Consider the following 24,819-nt stretch of genomic DNA (forward strand, 5'->3'; position numbering starts at 1 on the left):
ATGCAAAGGGCGCCTGACGCTTATGACCACGACCTTCTACGGCGAGCGAAACGACAGCCGAAAGACGTCTCCGGTCTTCGCTCTGCTTTTGCGACTTCTTGCAGCGAAATGGACCTGGGGGCGGCTCACCATTGTCATGCCCGATGGCGCTCAACACCAGCTGACAGGCGAGGCCGCCGGCCATGCTGCCGTCCTGACCATCCGCGACACTCGCTTTGCCGCGCGGGTACTAAAGAGCGGGGATATCGGCTTTGCGGAAGGCTATATGGCGGGGGAGTGGGGCACGCCTGATCTGGCGATCCTGCTGGTGACCCTGGTCAACAACTACGACCACATCCGTCGCCTGTTCGACGGCAACCCGCTGATGAACTTGGTCAACGGGTTAGGCCACCGATTGAATCGCAACAGCCGTCGCGGGTCTCGCCGAAATATTCACGCCCACTACGACCTGGGCAACGCCTTCTACGGGGCCTGGCTGGACCCTTCGATGACCTATTCCTCGGCGCGGTTCGAACGGCCGGGACAGGGGCTGGAAGAGGCCCAGCGCGCCAAGTATGCCTCACTGGCGCGGTTGATGGACTTGCAGCCAGGCCATAGCCTGCTTGAGATTGGCTGTGGTTGGGGCGGCTTCGCCGAGTTCGCGGCGCGCGAGGTCGGCGTGACCGTCACCGGCGTCACCATCTCACGCGAACAGCATGACTATGCGCGTCGTCGCCTGTTCGAGGCGGGTCTGGCGGAACGCGCTGACATTCGCCTGATCGACTATCGCGACGTCGAGGGGAACTATGACCGCGTGGCCTCCATCGAGATGTTTGAAGCCGTGGGGCGCGAGTACTGGCCAACCTACTTCCAGAAGGTCCATGACGTCCTGAAGCCCGGCGGCCGCGCGGGCTTGCAGATCATCACCATTCAGGAGGCGCTGTTCGATGAATACGACGCACGCACCGACTTTATCCAGAAGTACGTCTTTCCCGGGGGCTCCCTGCCGTCCGAGGCGAAGATGGGGCCTATTCTTGCGCGAGCATGCCTGAGCCAGACGAACATCGAGCGTTTCGGCGGCGATTACGCCGACACCTTGGCCGAATGGGCGCGTCGCTTCGAAAGCGCCTGGGGTGAGATCGTCCGCACGGACGCAGGATTTGATGATCGCTTCCGTCGCCTCTGGCGCTTCTACCTCGCCTATTGCGAGGCCGGCTTCCGGTCAGGGCGCACCGATGTGATCCAGATGGCGCTGCAGCGCGTCTGATCCATCACCCCTGGCTCTCATTGCTAGCGGTGGAACGCCGATGAACCTGAACGCACCTTGATGTCGTCGTGGCGCTTCGCATGGACCGTATGACCGCTCCTGGCGCTCTGCTGACTTATGGAAAGATCTGGATGCGCTCAAGCTTGACAGCGTGGCAAAGGCGTTCGTCATGATCAAAGAACGCTGTGCATTAAAGTTCGGCTGTTGTAGTTTGGGCGCGCTGGGAGGACGCCAGATGAACTATACGGCATGGGTGGTTTCTGCAGTCGTCCTGTGCTTCGGGTCGGCGTCACAGGCTCAAAACTCGTCCGAACGCGGATGGGAGATCACGGTCAGTCCCTATGTCTGGGCCAAGTCCATGGAGGGCAAGATCCAGGGCGCAAGCCTGTCCTCGCCCGTCCATGTTCCCTTCTCTGAAGCCTTTGACAAGGTGGAGGGCGTCTTTATGGGCGAGATCTCCGTGGATGGCCCGCGTTGGGGCGGATATGTCGACTACCAGGGAACCGACAGCCGCGATGAGCGACGCGTCATGGGTTTGCCGCTGGAAGCCGATATTCGGCTGCGAAGCCTGACTGGCGCCATCTATTATGTGGCGCATCAGGAAGAACTCGGCGGTAAAACCGTCCACGATGAGCCCCGGATATTCCGCATACGCCCACTGGTCGGCGCTCGCTGGTCCAGAGCGCGGGCTGATATCGCCGTTCCCGGTCTGGTTGGAACTGGCAAGCAGGCCGAATGGACCGACGTCATCGCGGGTGTCCGAACGGACACCGACATTGACGCCCGCTGGAAGCTGACCGGGCACCTTGATCTGGGGGGCTTTGATCCGGGCGAACGGTTCAGCCTTAACGCTCACGCCTCGCTCGGCTATCGCACAAGCCTTCTGAGAAGACCTGCGCTTTTGCGCGTGGGCTACGCCGTGCTCTTCCAGGAGTACGAGCAAGTTGATTTCACCGGCGACCGTTTCGTCTGGAACATGACGGGACACGGACCGACGGCAGGGGTTTCCATCACGTTCTGAACTTCAACAGAGGGCTGGTCTTGATGAAGATGCGCGGCGCAAGGGCGATGGTAGGGGCTGCGGCCCTGATGGCGGCGACGGCGGGGGCGGGTTTGGCGGACGCCTGCACCCGACTGGTCTATCATGGGGCCTCCGACACGGTGATCACGGCGCGGTCGATGGACTGGCGTAGCGAAATCACCAGCAACCTCTGGACCTTCCCGCGCGGCATGCAGCGCAGCGGCGAAACCGGGCCCAACACCGTCCGCTGGACCTCGAAGTATGGCAGCGTCGTCACCTCGGGCTATGACATCTCGACGACCGACGGGGTCAATGAGGCGGGCCTGATGGCGAATCTGCTGTGGCTGGTCGAATCTGAATATCCGACGTTTGATCCGTCCAAACCCGGCCTTTCGATCGCGGCCTGGGCTCAGTATGCGCTGGATAATTTCGCCACCGTGTCTGAGGCTGTGGCGGCGTTGGAGCAGGAACCCTTCATTGTCGTCACCGACAATCTTCCGGGTGAGAACCGCCTGACCACGGTGCATCTGTCCTTGTCGGACGCGACGGGCGACAGCGCCATTTTCGAATACATCGACGGCAAGTTGAAGATTCACCACGGTCGCCAATACCAGGTCATGACCAATTCGCCGACCTATGACGAGCAACTGGCGCTGAACGCCTACTGGAGCCAGATCGGCGGTACGGTCATGTTGCCAGGCACCAACCGCGCGGCGGACCGGTTCGCCCGCGCGTCCTTCTACGTCAACGCCATTCCCAAGTTCGAGGACCCTAACATCGCGCTCGCCAGCGTGTTCAGCGTGCTTCGTAATACGTCGGTGCCGTTCGGCATTTCCACGGAAAGCGAGCCCAATCTGTCATCCACGCGCTGGCGCACGGTCTTTGACCACAAGCGCAAGCTTTACTTCTTCGAGTCCGCTTTGACGCCGAACACCTTCTGGGTGGATCTGAAGAAGATCGACTTCTCCCCGACGACGGGCAGGGTGAGGAAGCTGGATCTGGGAAAGGATCAGATTCATACTTTCTCGGGCGATGCCACCGGCGACTTCGTTGAGACGCGGCCCTTCACCTTCCTGGGACTTCAACTCTGAGGCGTCGTCGCGGCGCGTGGCGCACAGGAGCCTTTCGCGTTGCAAATGGAATTGACTGGGTGAAGTTGACTCGTCGTGGGCGCCCATTGACGTTCGGTGAGGAGAGGCTTCATCTCGAGTTGAGATGACTCCTTGGAGACTGATCATGGGCGAGCGGGAGCGTAGGGATCACGGCAGTCTGATCCGACAGGCGTTGGATGAAGGGGCCGGTGCGCGTTCGGCCCTGGCCGCTTCGTGGCGGCGGTCTATGTCCCTCTATGGTCTGGACCCCGTCGAGCATGGTCGGGTCGAGACCGTCACCGAGCAGCAGCTTCACGAGGCGCGTCAGGCGATGGAGCCGCTGACGCGCGCCGCCGAAGGGGTGCTGGATCGCCTGTTCCTGGCGGTCGGCGGCGTGGGGTGCTGCGTCCTGCTGACCAATGCCGAGGGGGTGCCGGTTGAGCGGCGCGGGGCGGTCGCGGACGACGAGACCTTCCACCGCTGGGGGCTGTGGCCCGGCGCCGTCTGGTCCGAGGCGGTAGAGGGGACCAACGGCATCGGCACGGCCCTGGCCGAGCACCGGGCCGTGACCATCCACCGCGAACAGCATTTCCACGCCCGCAACACTGGCCTGAGCTGCATCACCCATCCCATTCACGACCACATGGGGAGGCTGGCCGGGGCGCTGGACGTGTCCTCCTGCCGCGCTGACGCGACCGAGGCCATCCTGGGGCTAATCTCGGCGGCCGTTTCGGATGCGGCCCGTGCTATCGAGGCCCAGACCTTCCGCCAGGCCTTTGCCGATGCACGTATTGTGCTGGCGGGCGGGGCCAGCGAGCGCAATGCGGCGGCCCTCCTGGCCGTCGACCGGCACGATCTGGTGATTGGCGCCACGCGGGCGGCGCGGCTGTCGCTGTCCATCACCGACGAGCGTATCGCGGCCCAACTTCCAGCCTCGGATCTGCTGACGCCGGGCGGGGCCGAGATTGACCTGCTGGAGGCCGAGCGGGGCGCCGTGCGTCGCGCCCTGGCGCGCAGCGGGGGCAATGTCTCGGCGGCGGCGCGGGCTCTGGGCGTCAGCCGCGCCACCCTGCACCGCAAGCTGCATCGCCTGGGTCTGATCGACCTGCACTGACCTGTCGCAATCCTGCGACAGGTTTGCGGCGCACCATTTCGCCGCCGTCTGGCGTTCGGCCCTCTGCCGACCAAACTGGTCTCAAACGACGCCGGACAATCGGCGCCTCAGGAAACCAGCAGGAGGCCTTTCGTGACCAAGCCCGAATTCATCCGCGCCGTGACGCCCAGGTACAAGGCGCGCTACGACAACTTCATCGGCGGCCAGTGGGTGGCCCCCGTCAATGGCCGCTATTTCGAGAACACCTCCCCGGTGAACGGCCGCGTCCTGTGCGAGGTAGCTCGCTCGGACGCGGCCGACGTCGAGCTGGCGCTGGACGCCGCTCACGCCGCCAGGGACAGCTGGGGCAAGACCAGTGTCGCCCAGCGCGCCCTGATCCTGAACCGCATCGCCGACCGTATGGAGCAGAATCTGCAGGCCATCGCCGAGGCCGAGACCTGGGACAACGGCAAGCCGGTTCGTGAAACCCTGGCCGCCGACATCCCGCTGGCCATCGACCACTTCCGTTATTTCGCCGGCTGCATCCGTGCGCAGGAAGGCGGCATCTCCGAGCTGGACAACGACACGGTCGCCTATCACTTCCACGAGCCGCTGGGCGTGGTCGGTCAGATCATTCCGTGGAACTTCCCGATCCTGATGGCGGCGTGGAAGATCGCCCCGGCCCTGGCGGCGGGCAACTGCATCGTGCTGAAGCCGGCCGAGCAGACCCCGGCCTCCATCCTGCTGCTGACCGAACTGATCCAGGACATCCTGCCGCCGGGCGTGCTCAACATCGTCTCGGGCACGGGGATCGAGGTCGGCGAGCCGCTGGCGACCAATTCGCGCATCGCCAAGATCGCCTTCACCGGCTCGACCGCCGTCGGTCAGAAGATCATGGAGTACGCCACCCAGAACATCATTCCGGTGACGCTGGAGCTGGGCGGCAAGTCGCCCAACATCTTCTTCAAGGACGTGATGGACGCCGACGACGCCTTCCTCGACAAGGCGCTGGAAGGCTTCGCCATGTTCGCGCTCAATCAAGGCGAAGTCTGCACCTGCCCCAGCCGGGCCCTGATCCACGAAGACATCTATGAGGCCTTCATCGAGAGGGCGATCGCCCGCGTCGAGGCCATCAAGCAGGGCGATCCGCTGGACCCGACCACCCAGGTCGGCGCCCAGGCCTCGGACCAGCAGTTGAAGAAGATCCTGTCCTATCTGCAGATCGGCAAAGACGAGGGCGCCGAGGTCCTGACCGGCGGCGATCAGGCAGTGCTGAAGGACGATCTGGCCGGCGGCTATTACGTCAAGCCTACGGTGTTCAAGGGCACCAACGACATGCGTGTCTTCCAGGAGGAAATCTTCGGTCCCGTTCTGGCCGTGACCACCTTCAAGACGCTGGAGGAAGCCATCGCCATCGCCAACGACACCGAATACGGCCTGGGCGCAGGCGTCTGGTCGCGCGACATGAACACGGCCTACCGCGCGGGTCGGGCCATCCAGGCGGGCCGCGTCTGGACCAACTGTTACCACCAGTACCCGGCCCACGCGGCCTTCGGCGGCTACAAGAAGTCGGGCATCGGGCGAGAAAATCACCGCATGATGTTGGATCACTACCAGCAGACCAAGAACCTGCTGGTCAGCTACAGCCCCGACAAGCTGGGCTTCTTCTGATCCATTTGAGGGCGCGGGCGTTTAGCCCGCGCCCTTTGTTTTTGACCAGACAGGCGAGGAGACGTGAACATGGCCACAACCATGAAGGCCGCCGTCGTGCGTGAGTTCGGCAAGCCCCTGGTGATAGAGGACGCGCCTATCCCGACGCCGGGTCCGGGCATGATTCAGGTGAAGATCGAGGCCACGGGCGTCTGCCACACCGACCTGCACGCGGCCGAAGGCGACTGGCCGGTCAAGCCGAACCCGCCCTTCATTCCAGGCCATGAGGGTGTCGGCTACGTCTCGGGCGTCGGCGCCGGCGTCAAGCACGTCAAGGAAGGCGACCGCGTCGGCGTGCCCTGGCTCTACACCGCATGCGGCCATTGTCGGCACTGCCTCGGCGGCTGGGAAACCCTGTGCCACGAGCAGCAGAACACCGGCTACTCGGTCAACGGTAGCTTCGCCGAATATGTGGTCGCTGATCCGAACTTTGTCGGCCACCTGCCGGCCAATATCGGCTTTGAGGAGATCGCACCGATCCTGTGCGCGGGGGTGACGGTCTACAAGGGCCTGAAGGTCACGGACACCAAGCCCGGCGACTGGATGGTTATCTCGGGCGTCGGCGGCCTGGGCCATCTGGCGGTGCAGTACGCCAAGGCGATGGGACTGAACGTGGCGGCGGTCGATGTCGACGACGCCAAGCTGGATCTGGCCCGGCGGTTGGGCGCGACGGTGACGGTCAACGCCAGAACCTCCAGCGATCCAGCCGCCGACATCAAGCGCCAGACCGACGGGGGCGCCCAGGGCGTGCTGGTCACAGCGGTGTCGCCCAAGGCGTTCGAGCAGGCGCTGGGCATGACGGCGCGCGGGGCGACCGTGGCCCTGAACGGCCTGCCGCCCGGCGATTTTCCGCTGTCGATTTTCGACATGGTGCTTAACGGGACGACGGTGCGCGGCTCTATCGTAGGCACGCGGCTGGACCTTCAGGAAGCGCTGGACTTCGCCGCCGACGGCAAGGTGAAGTCGATCAATACGGTCGAGCCGCTGGACAACATCAACGATATCTTCGCGCGGATGCACCGAGGGCAGATCGAAGGACGAGTGGTCATGTCGCTCGGTTGACGGGGTATTGGCGTGTTTTGAGAGGGATCGTGTGGTCTGCGCGTGGCGCTACGCAGACCTGATCGCGATCGCGGACAGGTCGTTGGCCGCATCGAGCGGCGCGCCTGACGCCTTCCGTTCGGAATAGCGGTCCACCAACTGGCCGGCATGGGCGCGGGTCAGGACGGTGAAGCGCACCAGTTCTTCCATCACGTCGACGATGCGATCATAGTAGCTGGACGGCTTCATGCGGCCGTCGTCGTCGAATTCCATGAAGGCCTTGGCCACGCTGGACTGGTTGGGGATGGTGATCATCCGCAACCAGCGGCCGAGCAGGCGCAGGGTGTTCACTGCATTGAAGCTCTGCGAGCCGCCGGAGACCTGCATGACGGCCAGGGTGCGGCCCTGGGTCGGACGCATGCCGCCCATGTTCAGCGGCAGGTGGTCGATCTGAAGCTTCATGATCCCCGAAATCTGGCCGTGGCGTTCTGGGCTGCTCCAGACCATGCCCTCCGACCACAGGGCGTGCTCGCGCAGTTCGTGGACGGCGGGATGGTCGTCGCAGTCGACCTGATCGGTCAGCGGCAGGTCGGACGGATCGAAGATGCGCGTCTCGCAGCCCATGAAGCGCAGAAGGCGGGCGGCCTCCTCGACAGCCAGACGGGAAAAGGACCGATCCCGCAGCGAGCCATACAGCAGCAGGATGCGCGGCGGGTGATCATTCGGGCCGAGGCCAAGCGCAGGACGGCTGGACAGATAGGCCGGGTCGAGCGCCGGCATATGATCGGGATCGGGCAGGTCGCGAAGACGGTTCATCGGGGGCGCAGATCCTTGGACATGAAGGCCGCCGAGGCGGGGCACAGGCCGCTGAACTGCCGGGAGGCGGCTATGGCAGGCGGCGCGGCTGACCGAAGGGCGACCGAGTAGCCGCGCCGCTGGAAGAAGGCGGCGGCCGAGGTCGTGAGCAGATAGAGGCCGGCAGCTCCTTGATTGGCGGCTTCAGCTTCGAGCCAGGACAGGATCGCCCCGCCGTGACCGCCGCCGCGACGGCTTTCAGGGACGACGATGGAGCGGATCAGGACGTCGGGCCCGACCTGCTCCAGCCCGCCGAAACCAATCAGCCCCTCGCTATTCTCAAAGCGGAAGAAGCGCCGGCCGGGTTCGTGGAGGTCGTCCGTCGGCAGGCCCGCGGCCTCCAACGTGGTGATCAGGTCGGCGGTGGGCTCAGGTAACTCCACAGCGTTGAAGGCCATCAGCAGGCGTCCTTCTTCGGGGCGGTCGCAGGGAAGTAGCGGCGGCCCAGCCAGAGGGCGACCGACACCAGCAGGATCAGCACCGGCACCTCGACCAACGGGCCGATGACGGCGGCGAAAGCGACCGGCGAGGCTAGACCGAAGGCGGCGATGGCGACGGCGATCGCCAGCTCGAAATTATTGGAGGCGGCGGTGAAGGCCAGGGCCGTGGTGCGCGGATAGTCCGCCTCGATCAACCGCCCCATCAGGAAGCTGACCACGAACATGACGAGGAAGTAGATCGTCAGCGGGATGGCAATGCGCAGGGCGTCCAGCGGCAGGGCGACCACCTCGCCGCCCTTGAGGCTGAACATGGCGATGATGGTGAAGAGCAGGGCGATCAGGGTGGCCGGCGCTATGCGCGGCAGGAAGCGCGTCTCGTACCAGTCGTTTCCCTTGCGCGCGACCAGCGCCCGCCGCGTCAGGAAGCCGCCGAGGAAGGGCAGGCCTAGGTAGACCAGGACGGCGCCGGCGATAGTCCAGACGCTGACATCGACCACGCTGCCCTCCAGCCCGAACAGGGGCGGCAGCACGGTCAGGAACAGCCAGGCGTAGAGGCTGAAGAAGGCGATCTGGAAGAGCGAGTTGAAGGCGACCAGGCCCGCCACATACTGGTTGTCGCCGCGCGCCAGCTGGTTCCAGACCAGCACCATGGCGATGCAGCGGGCCAGTCCGATCAGGATGACGCCGGTCATGTATTCCGGCTGGTCGCGCAGGAAGATGACCGCCAAGGCGAACATCAGCACCGGCCCCAGCACCCAGTTCTGGAACAGGGACAGCAACAGCACGCGCTTGTCGGCAAAGACTGCGCGGCAGTTCCTCGTATTTCACCCGTGCCAGCGGCGGATACATCATCAGGATCAGGCCGATGGCGATGGGGATATTGGTCGTCCCGACCGACAGGCCGTCGATCCAGGCGGGCAGCCCCGGCACGACCGAGCCCAACAGCACGCCCAGCGCCATGGCGGCGAAGATCCATAATGTCAGCCAGCGGTCGAGGAAGGAGAGGCGGCGCTTCGGTTGTTCGGTGACGACGGCGTCGACCATCAGCGAAGCCTCCAGCCGTCGGCGTTGATAACGACTTCGCCGTCCTCCTTGGTGAAGGGTTTCAGGCCCTCAGGCGGAAGGAGGCCCAGAACCGCTTCGGACGGCCGGCACAGTTTCACGCCCAGCGGCGAGACGACGATCGGGCGGTTCAGCAGAACCGGATGGGCGTCGATGGCGTCCAGGATCTGGTCGTCGGTCAGGGCGGGATCGCCGAGGCCTAGTTCGGTGAAGGGCGTGCCCTTCTCGCGCAGGAGACTGAGCAGCGGAACGCCCATGCGCTTGGCCAGGTCCTGGATCATGGCGCGGCTTGGCGACGTCCTCATATATTCAATGACATGCGGCTCGATCCCGACGTGGCGGATCAGGGCCAGGGTGTTGCGCGACGTCCCGCAGGCGGGGTTGTGGTAGATGACGACGTCCATGAGGTCCTCAGGCGCGGCAGGGCGCGAGTTCGGCCAGCAGCGGCTCGCACAGTTCGGCGCGGCCCTGGCAGCAGTCCTTCAGCAGGAAGACGACAAGCGTCTGAAGACGGCTCAGATCGGCGCGGTAGATGATCGACCGGCTGCGACGCTCTGAACTGATCAGGCCCGCGCGAGACAGGACCCCAAGGTGGGCTGACATGGTGTTGGCGGGTACGGCGAGCGCATCGGCGATCTCGCCTGCGGGCAGGCCGTCGGCCTCATGCCGGACCAGGAGGCGGAAGGTCTCCAGCCGCGTGGGCTGGGCCAGGGCGGCTAGAGCGAGAATGGCGACTTCTGGTTCCATAATTCCAAGATAATGGAACAAATGGCGTCGTCAATCAAATGGGGTAGCCGATGACCGCTTCTCGCGCTTGTCCGTCTGCGTGCTAATCGCAAAGCTATCGTCATCCAAACTTGGCGCGAATGTTGCCGAAGCGTGAGCGAGTGATCATGAACCCACCCTAGACCCCGTGCCTGTCGCGGGGGGCAAGGATGAAGTTCAGTATTGCGTCGCTGAAGCGGACGGGCGTGACGTTCGCGGCGGCGGCTCTGGTCGCGTGGCTTCCCCATCAGGCTGAGGCCTCGACGGCCGAGCGACAGCCCTTGGCCCGCTTGCCTTTGAGTCACAACGGCGGGACGTGGGACGCGGGCCATGTGCAGGGCGTCGCCGTCGATCTCGAACGCGGCCATATCTATTATTCCTTCACCAACTTGCTCGCCAAATACGACTTCGAGGGTCGGCTGGTCGGGACGCTGGTGGGGTGGACCGGGCACCTGGGCGACCTGGCCTTCAATCCGGCCGATAGCAAGCTATACGGTTCGCTGGAGTACAAGGCGGATCAAGCCTTCTACATCGCGGTGATCGATGTTGCGGGACTGGATCGGGTCGGACTCGAAGCCAGCCGCAACGACCTGTTCAAGACCGTCCATCTAGCCGAGGTCGCGCGTGATTACGCTGCTGACATGGACGGCGACGGACGCTTCGACGGCGACGTCGCTGCGACGCTCGACCATCGCTACGGCGCCTCGGGCATAGACGGTGTGGCCTTCGGCCCGCGCTTCGGACGCACGGACGGGCCCTTGCTGCTGACCGTGGCCTACGGGGTCTATGGCGACGTCACCCGGACCGACAACGACCATCAGGTCCTGCTGCAATACGACACCGCCGACTGGGAGCGTCACGCCCGTCCGCTGTCCGAGGAAGCGCCGCATCGCGAGGGCCCCGCCGCCGTTGACGGCAAGTACTTCGTCCGCACCGGCAATACGACCTACGGGGTGCAGAACCTCGCCTATGACGCCGACGCCGGGCGCTGGTTCCTGGGTGTCTATCAGGGCCGCAAGCCGGAGTTTCCCAACTATCTGCTGTTCGCCGTTGACGCCGGGAGCCGGCCCTCGCGCGGCGATCTGATCGGCGTGACGGCGTCTTCCAGCGAAGGGTGGGAGCAGGGGATGCTTCTGCCCCTGGCGTCCGATGGTCTGGAAGATCCAGCCACCGACCTGCGCGGCTGGCGCTGGAAGGCGGATGTCGGCCTGGAGCCCTTGGGGCGCGGGCTCTTTTATCTGGCGGTGAACTCCGGCGGGAAGGGGAGCCAGGCCGCCGACCTGACCCTGATGCGCTGGACCGGGGACCCGCTGGCGCCGTTCGCGCCCGTCGACGCCGAAGAGCACCGGCGACGAACCTCCACGCCCTGAGCCGCGCCTGACGGCTGCGCCCGCCCTCTTGGCGCGCCGCTCGCGGTGAGCGGCGTCCCTTCGCTTTTCCTCTTCCTCCTAGTTGTTCGAGTAAACTCCCATGAAGGCCCGTTCCCGCCACCTCGCCAGCGTCAGCCCGCGAGCCCTGTTGCTGTATCCGCTGATGGCGGCCGCCTTTGCGTCCGTGACGCCTCAGGCGGCCGTGGCGCAAACGACCCGCCAGGCCGCGGCCCAGGCGTCCGCCGCCGCCGGCGCCCTGCGCGGCCGGGTGCTCGACACCGTCAGCGGCGAGTACCTGCGCAACGCCGAGGTTCGCGTCGAAGGCACAGGGATCGTCGCCTACACCGAGGACGGCGGCGCCTTCCGTCTCAGCGGCGTGCCGACGGGCGAGGTCACGCTTGTGGTCCGCTACGTCGGCCTGCAGGAGGCGCGGGCAACGGCCAGCGTTGTCGCAGGCCAGACGACGGTTCTCGACATCGAGCTGAAGGCGCCGCTCTACGCCGGCTCCGACGAGGCCTCTGCGGTGGAGGACATCGTGGTCACGGCCGCACGCGGGGGCCAGGCCAAGGCGCTGATGGAGCGCCGCGTGGCGATGAACGCCAAGAACGTGGTGCCGGCCGACAACTTCGGCGCCCTGACCATGGGCGACGTGGGCGAGTTCATGAAGTCCATGCCGGGCCTGTCGATCGACTACACCGAGGTGGACGCCACGGCGGTTCGCATCGGCGGTCTGCCGCCCAAGTACTCGACCTTCACCATGGACGGGGCCCGGATGGCCACGGCCACCTCGAACAACAACTCGGGGCGTCAGAACTCGTTTGAGCAGATGTCGATCACCGGCATCGAGACGATCGAGCTGAACCACACCCTGCTGGCCAGCATGGACGCCGACTCGCCGGGCGGCAGTATCAACCTGCGCAGCAAGTACGCCTTCCAGCTTCCCGGGCGGCAGCTGCGCTTCCAGCTGGGCGGGGTGGCGACCTCGGACTCGGCCCTGTCGCGCCACTACATGCCCGACGACAAGAAGCACGCCAGCCTCTATCCATCGGCCCAGTTCTCTTACGCCGACGTCTTCATGGACGGCCGTCTGGGTGTGGCGGTCAGCGCCAGCCACAACGCTAACTATGTGCAGCAGGATCGCATACAGACGGACTGGTCCTATCTGGCCGACGGCCGGGTGCTGCCCTATCAGGTCATGTGGCGTCCGGGGCCGAAGCTGACCAGCCGCACCGCCGCCAACCTGGCGGTGGACTACAAGTTCACCGATGACTTGATCTTCTCGCTGCGCAGCAACTACTCGTTCTACGATGTCGAGTATTTCAACCAGTACACCTATCTGACCTTCGGCACGACGACCCGATCCTACGCCGCGCCGGGTTCGACGGGCACGCATATCGTGGTCAATCCGGACGGCCGGAACACTCGACTGCACACCGGCTATTCGCACCGCTACGCCGGAACGCCGACCTATCTGATCGCGCCGAAGCTGGAATATAAGGGCGAGACGTGGGAAGCGGCGCTGCGCGCCAGCTATTCGTCGGCGGAGTTCAACTTCCGCGACACCAGCAAGGGCTTCTTCCAACGGACCGACAACCACCTGACGGGGATCGGCTTCGAGATGGAGCGCGATTCCACGGAGTCCAATGCCTGGTATCTGCGCCAGACGGCGGGTCGTTCGTGGAGCGATCCGATGAACTTCAACCGCGACATCGACATCGGCAACAATGTCCGCACGGCGGAATCGGACGCCGTCAACGACATGTACTCGTTGAACCTGGACGTGAAGAAGCGGCTCAGCCTGGGCGACGTCTACTTCACCCTGATGGGCGGCATGGGCGCGCGCAGCAATGACTGGCGCACCGATGAGGGCTCTTATCAGCAGTTCCAGTACGTCGGCTCGACCGGCGACCTGACCCAGACCGCCCCCGAAGCCGTGGTGCCGTGGACCCAGAAATACCGCTTCGAGATGATCGGCTTTGATGCGGGCAACATGAACGCCCAGGGTTGGCGCGCCGACAGCCACTACGGCATGTACGACATCTACCGCGACCATCCCGAGTATTTCGTGGCGGACGAGGTCGGCAACCTGAAGCGCCGTCTCGACAACGACAAGCGGGTCAAGGAGGACATCACCTCCGCCTATGTCGAGGCCCAGGCCGACGCCGGCCGCGCGCGCTTCGACCTGGGGCTGCGCTATGAGAAGACCGAGACGGCGTCCCGGATCGCCGTCGTTCGCCCGCTCAAGGAGGTCACGGACGCCGGCCTGTCGGTCAACACGGTCGAGGGGCTACTGTACCAGTACAACAACGGGACCTATCAGGATCGCAAGGGCGAGTACGACGACTGGTTCTGGAGCGGCGGCGTCAAATACGACTTCACCGACAAGCTGGTGGGCCAGCTATCCTTCAGCCAGGCGGTTCTGCGCCCCGATTACGGCAACCTGGGCGGGGTGGTGTCGGTCAACGACGACACCATGATCGTCACCGTGCCGAACCCCGAGCTGAAGCCGGAGCATTCGACGAAGTATTACGCCAGCCTGCAGTATTATCTGGCGCCGGCGGGCATCATCGGTCTGTCGGCCTACCAGCTCGACATGCAGGACATGCAGGTCACCGGCATGACGGTGAACCCTGAGGATGTCGGCTTCGATCCGGCTGAGTACGCGGGCTACACCTTCCGCAGCGCCCAGAACCTGCCGGGGACCAGCACCAACCGGGGCTATGTCGCGGAATACAGCCAGCAGTTGACCTTCCTGCCGGGCGCATGGCGCGGTCTGGGCCTGCATGGCTCGGTGACCTATCTGGATCCGGACGGCGAGCGTCAGGGCACGCCGAAACAGGCCGCCAACTGGGGCGTGCGCTACAACATCGGCCGCTTCGACTTCCAGCTGAACGGCAACTGGCAGTCGAAATATCGCGTCAGCGGGCTGAACAACACGCCGACCACGGCCAACAACGGCGTCCTCTACCACTCGCCGCGAGAGCTGTGGAACGTCAGCGTGAACTACAAGATCAACGACCGCTTCGACCTGATGCTGGCGGGGCGCAACATCTTCAACTCGCCGGACGTCATCTACTCCAACGAGCGTGATCGGGTGCAGCAGTACACCGTGTACGGCTCGATGTGGAACATCGGCGTCAAGGGCGTCTTCTGATCGCCCTGTCGACCTGAAGACCTGGTGGCCGCGCCTTCCTGCGACGGCGCGGCCACCGGGAGCTCGACTTGAGGGACGGCGTCCCTCGATCTGTACCTCCAAAGGATAATCTCATGCCTCTGCTGCTTGATCGACGCCGGCTGGTGCTGGGCGGCGGCCTGGGCCTGGCCGCTCTGGGGCTGCCGGGCGGCGCGGCCCTGGCGAAGGCGCTTCTCGGCGCCTCTGGCTTCACCCACGGCGTGGCCAGCGGTGAGCCGGGCCCGGACTCCCTGCTGCTGTGGAGCCGCTACGTCCCGGTGGGCGGGGCCGATGAGGTCCGGCTGGATGTCGAGATCGCCCTGGACCGCGAATTCCGCCAGATCGCGGCGCGTGGCGTGGCGCGCACCGGCGCCTATCGCGACTGGACGGCCAAGATCACCCTGGATGGCCTGCAACCGGGCACGACCTACTGGTATCGCTTCATCGGGCCGGACGGGAGCAGGTCGCAGACGGGCAGGGCGCGGACATTGCCGGTCGGCCGAACCGGTCGATTCCGCATCGGCCTGTTTTCCTGTTCCAACCTGCCTATGGGCTGGTTCAACGCCTATGCTCATGCGGCGGCGCGCGACGACGTCGACCTGTGGCTGCACGCCGGCGACTATGTCTATGAGTACGGCTTGGGCTCCTACGCCGTGGACGATCGCATCGCCGAGCGCGCGGTTCTGCCTGCCCACGATCATGAGATGGTCGCCTTGGCCGACTATCGCCTGCGCTTCGCCTGCTATCGCGCCGACCCCGACCTGCAGGCTGTGCACGCGGCGGCGCCCATGGTCTGCGTCTGGGACGATCATGAATCGACCAACGATAGCTGGGAAGGCGGGGCTCAGAACCATCAGGCGGCGACCGAGGGCGACTGGAGCACGCGCCGCGCCGCCGCCGCTCAGGCCTATCTGGAATGGATGCCGATCTCGGAAGAGCCCTGGAAGGCCTATCCGATCGGCGATCTGGCCACCCTCTACCGCACCGAGTCGCGTCTGATCGGCCGTACGCGACAGGCAGACATCGGCGCGGCCTATCGCGAGGGAACCGAGGCGGCCCTGGCCGCCTTCCGCGACGGCGTATGGCAGGACTCCTCAGCGTCCATGCTGGGCTCGACCCAGGAAGCCTGGCTGGCTCGCGAACTACGGGCGAATGCCCGCACCACGGCCTGGCAGGTGGTCGGCATGGGCACCATCATGGGCCGTACCGTCATGCCCCAGGACGCCGTCAGTTGGTTGCGTTCGGACCTCGGCGAAGGCGCCGTCCGCTCCTTCACCAACGCCGCGCGGGCGGGCCGGGCCGGTCTGCCGATGTGGATGGATCGTTGGGACGGCTATCCGGCGGCGCGCGCGCGCTTCCTCAAGGCGGCGCAGGCGGCCGACGCCGACCTGGTCATGCTGGCGGGCGACAGCCACAACGCCTGGGCCTATTCCCTGTCCGAGGACGGCCGCCCCGCCGGGGTGGAATTCGCCGGCCAGGCTGTGACCTCCAACGGCATCGAGCGGCAACTCGGCGTGCCGCCGTCGGTCGCCGCCCGCGCTTTCCTCGCCGCCAACCCCGAGATGGCCTGGGCCCGGACCAGCGGACGCGGCTACATGATGATCGACATCACGCCTGACCGCGTCGGCGGCGAATGGATATTCATGGAGACGATCAAGGCGCGCAGCACGGCCGTCGCCAGCGTACACCGGATGACGGTACAGAAGGGACGGCGACGTTTCCTCGCCTGAGGGCAGGTCTTTCGCGCATAGAGTTGGGGGGCGGAAAGCTTGACGGTGGCGCGCCCAAGACGGACACCATGACACTGGAGCATTCAGGAAGAGCGCCATGATCACCCGCTTCGCTGAGCAGGGCCGCTACGATATCGGGGCCGCCGGGCTGCATTGGCTGATCGCCGTCCTTCTCTTCGCGGAGATCTATGTCGGCTGGACCTTTGGCGACATGGATCGGGGGGCGGTGAGAGATCTCTGGTTCGACTGGCACAAGAGCGTGGGGATCACGATCCTCATCCTCAGCCTGGCGCGACTGGGCTGGCGCATCGTCAACCCGCCGCCGCCCCTTCCGGCACGGACGCCGCGCTGGGAACGGGTCGTGGCGGGCCTCAGCCACTTCGGCTTCTACATGATCATGATCGGCCTGCCGTTGACGGGCTGGGCGGCGGTCTCCACGGGGCGGGCGGCCCTGACCAGCGACATGATGAGCCTGGCCGGCGGCCTGTCATGGCCCTTGCTTCCCGGGCTGCCCCGCGGCCTGCATGAGCCGATGGAGGGCGTTCATGAGGTGCTGGTGAAGGTGACCTATGTCCTGGTCGTCCTGCACGTCTCGGCGGCCTTGAAGCATCAGTTTCTCGACCGGGGGCGGATGGCCGGTCGGATGTGGCCCTTCCCGCGGCGCTGAGGCGCTTCCGGTCCGCCGGGCGCCTTCAGGGGAGGTCCGCTACCGGGGCTGGCGGTCGGGGGACGTCTCTGATCAGGCGGCGACGCCGAACAGACGGCCGACCCCTGCGGTGATGGCCATGGCAAGAGCCCCCCAGAAGACCACCCGCGTCACGGATCGGCCGATGGGCGCGCCGCCGGCCCTGGCGCCCAGGGCGCCCAGCAAGGCGAGACCGATCAGCGCGGATCCGGCGACCCACAGGGCCAGCCCGGCCATGGGCGCGATCGCCGCGACGACCAGGGGCAGGGCGGCCCCGGCCGAGAAGGTCACGGCCGAGGTGATCGCCGCCTGGATGGGGCGGGCGGCGGTGATCTCGGATATGCTGAGTTCGTCGCGGGCGTGGGCGGCCAGGGCGTCGTGGGTCATCATCTGCCTGGCCACTTCCGACGCGAGATCGGGGGCGACCCCGCGAGCGGCGTAGATTCCGGCCAGCTCACGCACCTCGGCCTCATGGTCACCGGCCAGTTCAGAAGTCTCGCGCGCGAGATCGGCCTTCTCTGTGTCGGACTGCGAACTGACTGAAACATATTCGCCGGCGGCCATGGACATGGCCCCGGCGGCGAGGCCTGCGACGCCGGCGATCAGGACCGCGCCATGGCTGGACGCCGCGGCGGCCACGCCCACGACCAGACTCGCGGTGGAGACAAGGCCGTCATTGGCCCCGAGCACCGCCGCCCTGAGCCAGCCGATACGCTCGACTCGATGGGACTCGCTATGAAGCATCTCTCGTCTCTCCGACTGCCGCTGGAAGCTGACGCTCAAAGCGCTGCTGTGGCAAGTCCCGAGGGTTGAAGGTCCGCGGGCGCGAGTCGGGTCTTGGGACCTGGTTTAAGGCAGGTCGAGAACGTCGTTCCATGACGACGGAACGGATGTGTGTCATGATGGCACGTCTATACCGCACGGAAGCGGCCCATGAGCCTGTCTCTTGCTTTCCACGGCGCGGCGGAATGCGTCACCGGATCCTGCGCCCTGGTCGAAGCCGGCGGCGTGCGCTTTCTGGTGGATTGCGGGCTGTTTCAGGGATCGAAGTCGCTCAAGTCGCTGAACCACGATGCCTTTCCGTTCGACGTGACGTCCATTGACGCTGTCTTTCTGACCCATGCCCACATCGACCATTCCGGCCTGCTACCCAAGCTGGTGCGGGCGGGCTATCGGGGGCCCGTCTACACCACCCGGGCCACGCGCGATCTTTGCGAGGTCATGCTGGCGGACGCCGCCGAGATCCAGGAAGGCGACGTCGCCCATCTGAACCGCCGAAACCAGAGGCGCGGGATCGACCCGGTGGAGCCCATCTATACCGTGGCGGACGTGGCGCCGACCTTGCGACTGTTCCAGACGGTGAAGTTCGGCGAACTGATCGAGCCCCTGGCGGGGGTTCAGGCGCGGTGGTGGCCGGCGGGCCATCTTCTGGGCGCGGCCTCGATCGAAGTGGTGGTCATGGACGACGGCAAGCCGGTGCGGCTCCTGTTCTCGGGGGACCTGGGGTCTGGCCGCCAGCCCTTGCTGCCGACGCCGGACGGACCGGTCGGGGTCGATCACGTCATTCTGGAATCCACTTACGGCGACCGCTCACGCCAGGACCTGACGCCCGAGGCGCGCCGACAGGTCTTGGCGGAGGAAATGCGCCAGGCGAAGGCGGCCGGCGGGCCGTTGCTGATGCCGACCTTTGCGGTGGGACGGGCCCAGGAGCTGATCCTCGACCTGCTGGCGGTGATGCGCGACGAACCGGAGCTGGCGACCGAGATCTTCCTGGACTCGCCCCTGGCGATCGAGGCCACGGACGTCTTCCTGAGGCGGGGCTGGAACGTCGAGGCGGAAGAGAACCCCTATCTCGAGCTTCGTCACGCGCCGCGCCTCCACTATCTGATGCGGCCTCAGGAGAGCGACGGGCTGGAGCGGCTGCGCGACTGGCACGTCATTCTGGCGGGCAGCGGCATGTGCGACGCCGGACGCATCCGGCGGCATCTAAAGCGGCTGCTCTGGCGTCGCGAAACGACCGTTCTGATCACGGGCTTCCAGGCGGCGGGGACGCTGGGCCGGGTCTTGCTGGAAGGCCGACGCCTGGTCCGCATTCAGGGCGACGACGTGCGGGTCAATGCGCGCATTCGTGAGATCGACGCCTATTCCGCCCACGCTGACGCGGCCGGCCTGGTCGCCTGGCTGAAGGCGCGTCAGCCGGTGGGCGGCAAGATCTTTCTCGTACATGGCGAGCCCGACGCTCGCCTCGGTCTGGCGGCCCGGCTGGTTGAGGTGGGGATCGACGCCAAGGCGATCATGGCGCCGGTTCTGGATGAAGCCTTCGTACTGAGCGGGACCGAGGCGCTGGGGTCGGAGACGCCCCGACGGCTGACTTCCGGCTTGGCGGGAAGGCCCGACTGGCGCAATGGTCGTGCGGAGTTCCTCGGCGACCTCAACGAAGCGCTGCAGGACGCGCCGGACGACGCCACGCGCGAGGCCCTGATCGCGCGGCTGCTCGAAGCGCTCAAACCGCCCGGTCCAGGCGGCTGACCGCCGGCGCTATCGCGTCCGCTCTTCAGGACGTCTGATCTGACCGAGGAGGCTCGAATGAAACAGGCTCTGATCGTCGCACATCCAAGGATCCGCAGCTTCACCGTGGCCATGGCCGAGGCCTATGCCGAGGCGGCGCGCGGGGAGGGCGTCGAGGTCGTTCTTCGCGATCTCTATCGCCTGGGCTTCGACCCCATGCTGCACATGGAGGAGTTGCCGGATCACGAAGGCTTCCAGCCTCGCGCGGACGTGCTGGACGAGCGATCCGCCATCGGCGACGCGGATGTCTTCGCCTTCTTCTATCCCCTTTGGTTCAACGCGCCTCCAGCCATTCTGAAGGGCTATGTTGAGCGGGTCTTCGGCATGGGGTTCGGCTATTCCCGGTTCGGCCTCGAGGGCAATCAGCCGCTCCTTTCGGACAGGAAGCTGGTCAGCTTCACCAGTTCGGGCGCGCCCCAGGACTGGGTTGAGAACAGCGGCGCCTGGGACGCCATGCGCCGGCATTTCGACGATCATCTGGCGGCCGTCACCGGGCTGGGACTGATCGGCCACCACAATATCGGAGAGGTGGTTCCGGGCATGAGGGAGGATGTCGTCGCCAGTCATGCCCGGACCGTGGCCGGGACGGCCGCCAGAATCGCCCACGGCGGACGCTGACGCAGACCGTCTTCGGCGGGGCGACGCGAGCCTGCAGCGCGAAGAAGATCGTGCCTGCGTTTGGCGCATGAGGCGAGGCTCACGCGGGCCGATGGAACTCACCGCGCCGTATAGCCGCCGTCGATGACAAGTTTTGTTCGCGATCAAAAACGACGCTGTCCATATCAGCGTCAGTGTGCCGGTTTTGGCCGGAAGCTCAGGAATGAGGAACTCTGACAGCCAATGAAGCCTAACACTGAAATTTTTCGCATAATATATCTTAGACGATTTCAGGCAGTGTTTAGCCTCCTTCCACGTGGCGATGCGCGCGGACGCACCAGACGACGCTGACGACCATCAGGATCATGGCGACAATCTCGATCGCGGTCGGCCCGCGCTGCTCTAGAATGAAACCATAAAGGAAAGCGAACAGAGTTTCGGACACGATCATTTGGCCCAGCATCGTCAGTGGCAGCATGCGGCTGGCCTGGTTCCAGAATGCGTTGCCGATGATGGACGCAAAGATGGCGACGCCCAGGCTCACACCGAGAAAGCGCGCCCAGATCTCGCCGGACCAGGCGCCCATGGTCAGAACCGCGGGCACAGCCAGCAACAGTGCGAATGCGCCAGTCACCACCCCGGTCAGCAGCGACCAGTCGTGGGGCGACACTTGGGGCAGCCGCCCCATCCAGCGGCTGTTGCCGACAGCAAACGCCGACCAGGACAAAAGAGCCGCAAGGGCACAGACCAGACCAATCAGGGTTTGGACGCCATCATGTTGGGCGCCGTTGGACCGGCTCAGAGCTTCCCAGCCGATCAGGCCGACGGCGAAGGCCGCCAGAGCGATGGGCGGCGCCACGCGCGACAGCGGCGGCGAGTTCTTGTCCTTCAGCCCCCACAGCGCGACCACGATCGGCACCATGCCGACGATCAGGGCCGAGGCTCCGACGCCCGCGAAATGGACGCTGACCACCACGAAGACGAAGTATACGATGTTGCCCGCCAGGCTCAGCCAGGCCAGGGCCCGCCACGCTTTCCAGTCCATCGCTGCCGTCACCCGTCGCCAGCGCGGCGCGATCAACAGGGCCGCGATCAGGCCATAGGCGAGATAACGTCCCGCCGTCATCATCATCGGCGAGGCTTCGGGCGCAATCTTGGGCGCCAGGAAGACCAGTCCCCACAGGGCGCCCGCCGCCAGACCGCTGGCGACGCCCCAGAAGCGCTGTGATGCCGCTGTGGTCACTGTTCTCCAGGCTCCACAATGCGGCCGCCGGTCATCGGCTCGGGCACGCCCGTCGTGCCGGGGTAGCTGATCGGCAGGCCCAGCAGGCAACGCGCGGCCAGGAAGGCGAAGGCCTCGGCCTCGATGGAATCGCCGCGCCAGCCTTCGTCCTCTGCGGTCGTCACCGGCACGCCCGCGCGCTCGCGGATCGCCGCCAGCAGGACAGGATTATGCCGACCTCCGCCGCAGGCCACGACCTTGGTGGGCTTCTCGGCACAGCGCGCCACGCCCAGGGCCGCCGCCTCGGCCGCAAAGGCGGTCAGCGTCGCCGCCGCGTCCTCCAGCGACAGACCTGACACCGGATCCAGAGAAAAGTCGAACCGGTCCAGCGACTTCGGCCCCGCCGCCGCGAAATAGGGATGGGCCAGATAGGCGTCCAGCACGACCTGATCGACCGTCCCCGCCGCCGCCAGCTTGCCGCCCTCGTCCATCCGCTTCTTGCCGCGCGACTGCACCAGCAGATCGACCATGCCGTTGGCCGGACCGGTGTCGAAGGCTTCCAGCCCGCCGTCGGCGCGGACCAGGGTGATGTTCCCCACCCCGCCCAGGTTCAGCACGGCGACCGGCCCGCTCAGGCCCGCCTTTTTCACCAAAGCCGCGTGATAGACGGGGGCCAGCGGCGCCCCCTGCCCGCCCGCCGCCACGTCCGCGCTGCGGAAATCATAGGCGGTGCGCACGCCCAGCCCCTCGGCCACGCTCAGGGCGTCGATCAGTTGCACCGTGCGACCCGGCGATCCCGGCGTCGGCGCCTCGTGCAGCACCGTCTGGCCATGCACCCCGACCAGATCCAGTGAACTGGCCTTTACCCCGTTCACCGCCATGAAGCCGAGCGCCGCCGCCAGATGGGCGTCGGCCACCGCCATGCGGGCGTCTTCAAAGCTGTCGGGTTCTTCCTCGTCGCGCTCCCAGTCCAGGGCGTCCTCGATGGCGTCCTCGACGATGGCGCGGGTCTCGGCGTCCAGCTTCATCTCGCCGGCGGGGCCGAAGCTGATGATGTTTTCGCCGTCGGTTTCGATCACCGCCATGTCCACGGCGTCGAGCGAGGTGCCGGTCATGAAACCGAGCACGCGGAGGGTTTTTGTCGAGGAGGAGGTCGTCATGGCGGGTTGACTGCCACGTCGCGCACGCCGTAGCTAGCGCCCATGATCGCCGCCCGCGCCATTTCCGGCCTGTATTACCGTTCGCTGAGCTAGCGAGCGGCCGCGATCTCGTGCCGCCTTCGCTGGCGGTGCGACTTCCCGACAAGGAAGACGGCCGCCGGCATCCCTGCTACGGAGCCGTCCATGACCGACCAAGCCTTCAAGTCCGACTTCCTCAAGACCCTGCAATCGCGCGGATATATCCACCAGGTGACCCACCCGGTGGAGCTGGATGACGCCGCCTCGAACGGGATCGTGACGGCCTACATCGGCTTCGACGCCACGGCGCCGTCGCTGCACGTCGGCAGCCTGATCCAGATCATGATGCTGCGCCGCCTGCAGCAGGCCGGACACAAGCCCGTCGTCCTGATGGGCGGCGGCACGACCAAGGTCGGCGACCCGACCGGCAAGGACGCCTCGCGCCCGCAACTGACCGACGAGACGATCCAGGCCAACATCGCCTCGATCAAGACCGTGTTCGAGAAGTTCCTGACCTTTGGCGAAGGCCCGTCTGACGCCGTTATGGTCGACAACGACGAGTGGCTGTCGAAGTTCGGCTACGTCGAGTTCCTGCGCGACTACGGCACGCATTTCACCGTCAACCGGATGCTGAGCTTCGACTCGGTCAAGCTACGCCTCGAGCGCGAGCAGCCGATGACCTTCCTCGAGTTCAACTACATGCTGATGCAGTCGGTGGACTTCCTGGAGCTGAACCGCTCGCTGAACGTGACGCTGCAGATGGGCGGATCGGACCAGTGGGGCAACATCACCTCGGGCGTCGATCTGGTGCGCCGCGTGGACCAGAAGTCGTCCTTCGGCCTGACCACCCCCCTGCTGACCACGGCCTCAGGCGGCAAGATGGGCAAGACGGCCCAGGGTGCGGTCTGGCTGAACGCCGAACAGCTCAGCCCCTATGACTACTGGCAATTCTGGCGCAACGCCGAGGACGCCGACGTCGGCCGCTTCATGCGCCTGTTCACCGACCTGCCGCTGGACCAGATCGCGCTTTACGAAGCCATGGAAGGCGCCGGCATCAACGAAGCCAAGAAGGCCCTGGCCGACGCCGCGACCTCGATGCTGCACGGCTCGGAGGCGGCCCAGGCTGCTCGCGCCGCCGCCGAAGCCGCCTTCGAGAAGGGCCAGCTGTCGGCTGACCTGCCGACGGTCGAACTGCCGAAAGACGAGGTGATCGGCGCCATGATCGCCGCCGTCGTGACCAAGGCTGGTCTGACCACGTCCAACGGCGAGGCGCGCCGCCTGGCCCAGGGGGGCGGCCTGCGTCTGAACGATGAGGCCATCGCCGACGGCGCGCGCTTGATCGAAGACGCCGACGTCAACGCCGACGGCGTGCTGAAGCTGGCCGCCGGCAAGAAGAAGATCGTGCTGGTCAAGCCGGTCTAAGGAAGGAAACAAGGATGACCGACATCACCGAAGGCCAGGCCGCCCCTGGGTTCGATCTCGCCACCGATGGCGACGGCCGCATCACGCTGGACGACCTGAAGGGCAAGTCGGTCGTCCTCTACTTCTATCCCAAGGCCGACACGCCTGGCTGCACGACCGAGGGGCTGGACTTCTCGGCCCTGGCCGACCAGTTCGCCGCCGCGAATACCGTCGTCATCGGCGTCTCGCGCGACGCGGTGAAGAAGCTGGACCGCTTCAAGGCCAAGCACGATCTCAAGGTAGTTCTAGGTTCGGATGAGGACGGCGTGGTCTGCGAGGCCTACGGCACATGGATCATGAAGAAGCTCTATGGCCGGGAATACATGGGTGTCGAACGCGCCACCTTCCTGATCGACGGCGCGGGCGCGGTTCGGCGCATTTGGCGCAACGTCAAGGTCAAGTGCCACGCCGAGCAGGTGCTGGAAGCCGCCCAATCTCTCTGACGGGCGCTTTGATCCAAGCAATGCGCTGAGGCCAAGCTTGCCTCCGTCGCCGACCTGATCCTAACTGCC

21 protein-coding genes and 1 pseudogene are annotated in these 24,819 nt (G+C 65.8%); 14 read left to right on the plus strand and 8 right to left on the minus strand.

Annotation, left to right across the window (positions count from 1 at the left end):
• Positions 1–22 precede the first annotated feature (22 nt).
• The 6 genes from ACIQTU_RS08385 to ACIQTU_RS08410 all read left to right on the plus strand — a co-directional run bounded on the left by ACIQTU_RS08385 (position 23) and on the right by ACIQTU_RS08410 (position 7,223).
• Positions 23–1,246, plus strand: coding sequence for a class I SAM-dependent methyltransferase (locus ACIQTU_RS08385; RefSeq protein ID WP_400545174.1), 1,224 nt, complete (start codon positions 23–25; stop codon positions 1,244–1,246).
• Between the two features lie 169 nt (positions 1,247–1,415).
• Positions 1,416–2,267, plus strand: coding sequence for a hypothetical protein (locus ACIQTU_RS08390; RefSeq protein WP_400545177.1), 852 nt, complete (start codon positions 1,416–1,418; stop codon positions 2,265–2,267).
• Positions 2,268–2,290: 23 nt separating this feature from the next.
• Positions 2,291–3,358, plus strand: coding sequence for a linear amide C-N hydrolase (locus ACIQTU_RS08395; RefSeq protein WP_400547076.1), 1,068 nt, complete (start codon positions 2,291–2,293; stop codon positions 3,356–3,358).
• Positions 3,359–3,605: 247 nt separating this feature from the next.
• Complete coding sequence (locus ACIQTU_RS08400; protein ID WP_400545180.1) at positions 3,606–4,472, plus strand: GAF domain-containing protein; 867 nt, start codon at positions 3,606–3,608, stop codon at positions 4,470–4,472.
• Positions 4,473–4,604: 132 nt separating this feature from the next.
• Complete coding sequence (locus ACIQTU_RS08405) at positions 4,605–6,122, plus strand: aldehyde dehydrogenase family protein (RefSeq protein WP_400545183.1); 1,518 nt, start codon at positions 4,605–4,607, stop codon at positions 6,120–6,122.
• A 69-nt stretch (positions 6,123–6,191) separates the two neighbouring features.
• A complete protein-coding gene (locus tag ACIQTU_RS08410; protein ID WP_400545186.1) occupies positions 6,192–7,223 on the plus strand; it encodes a zinc-dependent alcohol dehydrogenase in 1,032 nt (343 codons plus the stop codon).
• Positions 7,224–7,271: 48 nt separating this feature from the next.
• Here the strand turns inward: ACIQTU_RS08410 and arsH are convergent, their stop codons facing one another.
• The 5 genes and pseudogenes from arsH to ACIQTU_RS08435 all read right to left on the minus strand — a co-directional run bounded on the left by arsH (position 7,272) and on the right by ACIQTU_RS08435 (position 10,306).
• Complete coding sequence (gene arsH / locus ACIQTU_RS08415; protein ID WP_400545189.1) at positions 7,272–8,018, minus strand: arsenical resistance protein ArsH; 747 nt, start codon at positions 8,016–8,018, stop codon at positions 7,272–7,274.
• Positions 8,015–8,455 carry an arsenic resistance N-acetyltransferase ArsN2 gene (arsN2, locus tag ACIQTU_RS08420; protein ID WP_400545192.1) on the minus strand — a complete coding sequence of 147 codons (441 nt, stop codon included), beginning with the start codon at positions 8,453–8,455 and terminating at the stop codon, positions 8,015–8,017. The genes arsH and arsN2 overlap by 4 nt, the downstream gene beginning before the upstream one ends.
• Positions 8,455–9,541 (minus strand): annotated as a pseudogene (gene arsB, locus ACIQTU_RS08425) (ACR3 family arsenite efflux transporter). The gene arsN2 and the pseudogene arsB overlap by 1 nt, the downstream one beginning before the upstream one ends.
• Positions 9,541–9,963, minus strand: coding sequence for an arsenate reductase (glutaredoxin) (arsC, locus tag ACIQTU_RS08430; RefSeq protein WP_400545195.1), 423 nt, complete (start codon positions 9,961–9,963; stop codon positions 9,541–9,543). Before arsC ends, arsB begins: the two are co-directional and overlap by 1 nt.
• Before the next feature lie 7 nt (positions 9,964–9,970).
• The gene (locus ACIQTU_RS08435) at positions 9,971–10,306 is read right to left on the minus strand and encodes an ArsR/SmtB family transcription factor (RefSeq protein WP_400545198.1); all 336 of its coding nucleotides are present in this window, start codon (positions 10,304–10,306) and stop codon (positions 9,971–9,973) included.
• A gap of 188 nt (positions 10,307–10,494) precedes the next feature.
• Here ACIQTU_RS08435 and ACIQTU_RS08440 point away from each other — a divergent pair, with 188 nt between their 5' ends.
• The 4 genes from ACIQTU_RS08440 (at position 10,495) to ACIQTU_RS08455 (ending at position 17,263) form a co-directional block, all read left to right on the plus strand.
• A complete protein-coding gene (locus ACIQTU_RS08440) occupies positions 10,495–11,694 on the plus strand; it encodes a hypothetical protein (protein ID WP_400545201.1) in 1,200 nt (399 codons plus the stop codon).
• A 100-nt stretch (positions 11,695–11,794) separates the two neighbouring features.
• A complete protein-coding gene (locus tag ACIQTU_RS08445) occupies positions 11,795–14,848 on the plus strand; it encodes a TonB-dependent receptor (RefSeq protein ID WP_400545204.1) in 3,054 nt (1,017 codons plus the stop codon).
• Between the two features lie 113 nt (positions 14,849–14,961).
• On the plus strand, positions 14,962–16,596 hold the full coding sequence (locus ACIQTU_RS08450) for an alkaline phosphatase D family protein (protein WP_400545206.1): 1,635 nt from the start codon (positions 14,962–14,964) through the stop codon (positions 16,594–16,596).
• Between the two features lie 97 nt (positions 16,597–16,693).
• A complete protein-coding gene (locus ACIQTU_RS08455; protein WP_400545209.1) occupies positions 16,694–17,263 on the plus strand; it encodes a cytochrome b in 570 nt (189 codons plus the stop codon).
• 72 nt (positions 17,264–17,335) lie between these two features.
• Here the strand turns inward: ACIQTU_RS08455 and ACIQTU_RS08460 are convergent, their stop codons facing one another.
• Positions 17,336–18,025 (minus strand): VIT family protein, encoded by a 690-nt coding sequence (locus tag ACIQTU_RS08460; protein ID WP_400545212.1) that lies wholly within the window; start codon positions 18,023–18,025, stop codon positions 17,336–17,338.
• A 189-nt stretch (positions 18,026–18,214) separates the two neighbouring features.
• On the opposite strand from ACIQTU_RS08460, the gene ACIQTU_RS08465 reads away from it, so the two are divergent.
• Together ACIQTU_RS08465 and ACIQTU_RS08470 are read left to right on the plus strand one after the other, a co-directional pair.
• Positions 18,215–19,810 carry an MBL fold metallo-hydrolase RNA specificity domain-containing protein gene (locus ACIQTU_RS08465; RefSeq protein ID WP_400545215.1) on the plus strand — a complete coding sequence of 532 codons (1,596 nt, stop codon included), beginning with the start codon at positions 18,215–18,217 and terminating at the stop codon, positions 19,808–19,810.
• A gap of 57 nt (positions 19,811–19,867) precedes the next feature.
• Positions 19,868–20,467 (plus strand): NAD(P)H-dependent oxidoreductase, encoded by a 600-nt coding sequence (locus ACIQTU_RS08470; protein ID WP_400545218.1) that lies wholly within the window; start codon positions 19,868–19,870, stop codon positions 20,465–20,467.
• Between the two features lie 280 nt (positions 20,468–20,747).
• Here ACIQTU_RS08470 and ACIQTU_RS08475 read toward each other — a convergent pair whose 3' ends face one another.
• A complete protein-coding gene (locus ACIQTU_RS08475) occupies positions 20,748–21,689 on the minus strand; it encodes a DMT family transporter (RefSeq protein WP_400545221.1) in 942 nt (313 codons plus the stop codon).
• Positions 21,686–22,828, minus strand: a complete 1,143-nt coding sequence (locus ACIQTU_RS08480) for an anhydro-N-acetylmuramic acid kinase (RefSeq protein WP_400545224.1) — start codon at positions 22,826–22,828, stop codon at positions 21,686–21,688. Before ACIQTU_RS08480 ends, ACIQTU_RS08475 begins: the two co-directional genes overlap by 4 nt.
• Before the next feature lie 183 nt (positions 22,829–23,011).
• Between ACIQTU_RS08480 and tyrS the strand changes: the two genes are divergently transcribed.
• Together tyrS and ACIQTU_RS08490 are read left to right on the plus strand one after the other, a co-directional pair.
• The gene (gene tyrS / locus ACIQTU_RS08485; protein WP_400545227.1) at positions 23,012–24,268 is read left to right on the plus strand and encodes a tyrosine--tRNA ligase; all 1,257 of its coding nucleotides are present in this window, start codon (positions 23,012–23,014) and stop codon (positions 24,266–24,268) included.
• Positions 24,269–24,282: 14 nt separating this feature from the next.
• Positions 24,283–24,750, plus strand: a complete 468-nt coding sequence (locus tag ACIQTU_RS08490) for a peroxiredoxin (protein WP_400545230.1) — start codon at positions 24,283–24,285, stop codon at positions 24,748–24,750.
• Positions 24,751–24,819 lie beyond the last annotated feature (69 nt).

It is taken from the genome of Brevundimonas sp. NPDC090276 (assembly GCF_044772165.1).
In the GTDB taxonomy this organism is placed as follows: Bacteria; Pseudomonadota; Alphaproteobacteria; order Caulobacterales; family Caulobacteraceae; genus Brevundimonas.

Excerpts from the sequence above, each read along its gene's own strand:
- ACIQTU_RS08385 (WP_400545174.1), top strand. The coding sequence starts at position 23 with ATGACCACGACCTTCTACGGCGAGCGAAACGACAGCCGAAAGACGTCT.
- ACIQTU_RS08390 (WP_400545177.1), top strand. The coding sequence starts at position 1,416 with ATGATCAAAGAACGCTGTGCATTAAAGTTCGGCTGTTGTAGTTTGGGC.
- ACIQTU_RS08395 (WP_400547076.1), top strand. The coding sequence starts at position 2,291 with ATGAAGATGCGCGGCGCAAGGGCGATGGTAGGGGCTGCGGCCCTGATG.
- ACIQTU_RS08400 (WP_400545180.1), top strand. The coding sequence starts at position 3,606 with ATGTCCCTCTATGGTCTGGACCCCGTCGAGCATGGTCGGGTCGAGACC.
- ACIQTU_RS08410 (WP_400545186.1), top strand. The coding sequence starts at position 6,192 with ATGGCCACAACCATGAAGGCCGCCGTCGTGCGTGAGTTCGGCAAGCCC.
- arsH (WP_400545189.1), bottom strand. The coding sequence starts at position 8,018 with ATGAACCGTCTTCGCGACCTGCCCGATCCCGATCATATGCCGGCGCTC.
- arsN2 (WP_400545192.1), bottom strand. The coding sequence starts at position 8,455 with ATGGCCTTCAACGCTGTGGAGTTACCTGAGCCCACCGCCGACCTGATC.
- arsC (WP_400545195.1), bottom strand. The coding sequence starts at position 9,963 with ATGGACGTCGTCATCTACCACAACCCCGCCTGCGGGACGTCGCGCAAC.
- ACIQTU_RS08435 (WP_400545198.1), bottom strand. The coding sequence starts at position 10,306 with ATGGAACCAGAAGTCGCCATTCTCGCTCTAGCCGCCCTGGCCCAGCCC.
- ACIQTU_RS08440 (WP_400545201.1), top strand. The coding sequence starts at position 10,495 with ATGAAGTTCAGTATTGCGTCGCTGAAGCGGACGGGCGTGACGTTCGCG.
- ACIQTU_RS08445 (WP_400545204.1), top strand. The coding sequence starts at position 11,795 with ATGAAGGCCCGTTCCCGCCACCTCGCCAGCGTCAGCCCGCGAGCCCTG.
- ACIQTU_RS08450 (WP_400545206.1), top strand. The coding sequence starts at position 14,962 with ATGCCTCTGCTGCTTGATCGACGCCGGCTGGTGCTGGGCGGCGGCCTG.
- ACIQTU_RS08455 (WP_400545209.1), top strand. The coding sequence starts at position 16,694 with ATGATCACCCGCTTCGCTGAGCAGGGCCGCTACGATATCGGGGCCGCC.
- ACIQTU_RS08460 (WP_400545212.1), bottom strand. The coding sequence starts at position 18,025 with ATGCTTCATAGCGAGTCCCATCGAGTCGAGCGTATCGGCTGGCTCAGG.
- ACIQTU_RS08465 (WP_400545215.1), top strand. The coding sequence starts at position 18,215 with ATGAGCCTGTCTCTTGCTTTCCACGGCGCGGCGGAATGCGTCACCGGA.
- ACIQTU_RS08470 (WP_400545218.1), top strand. The coding sequence starts at position 19,868 with ATGAAACAGGCTCTGATCGTCGCACATCCAAGGATCCGCAGCTTCACC.
- ACIQTU_RS08480 (WP_400545224.1), bottom strand. The coding sequence starts at position 22,828 with ATGACGACCTCCTCCTCGACAAAAACCCTCCGCGTGCTCGGTTTCATG.
- tyrS (WP_400545227.1), top strand. The coding sequence starts at position 23,012 with ATGACCGACCAAGCCTTCAAGTCCGACTTCCTCAAGACCCTGCAATCG.
- ACIQTU_RS08490 (WP_400545230.1), top strand. The coding sequence starts at position 24,283 with ATGACCGACATCACCGAAGGCCAGGCCGCCCCTGGGTTCGATCTCGCC.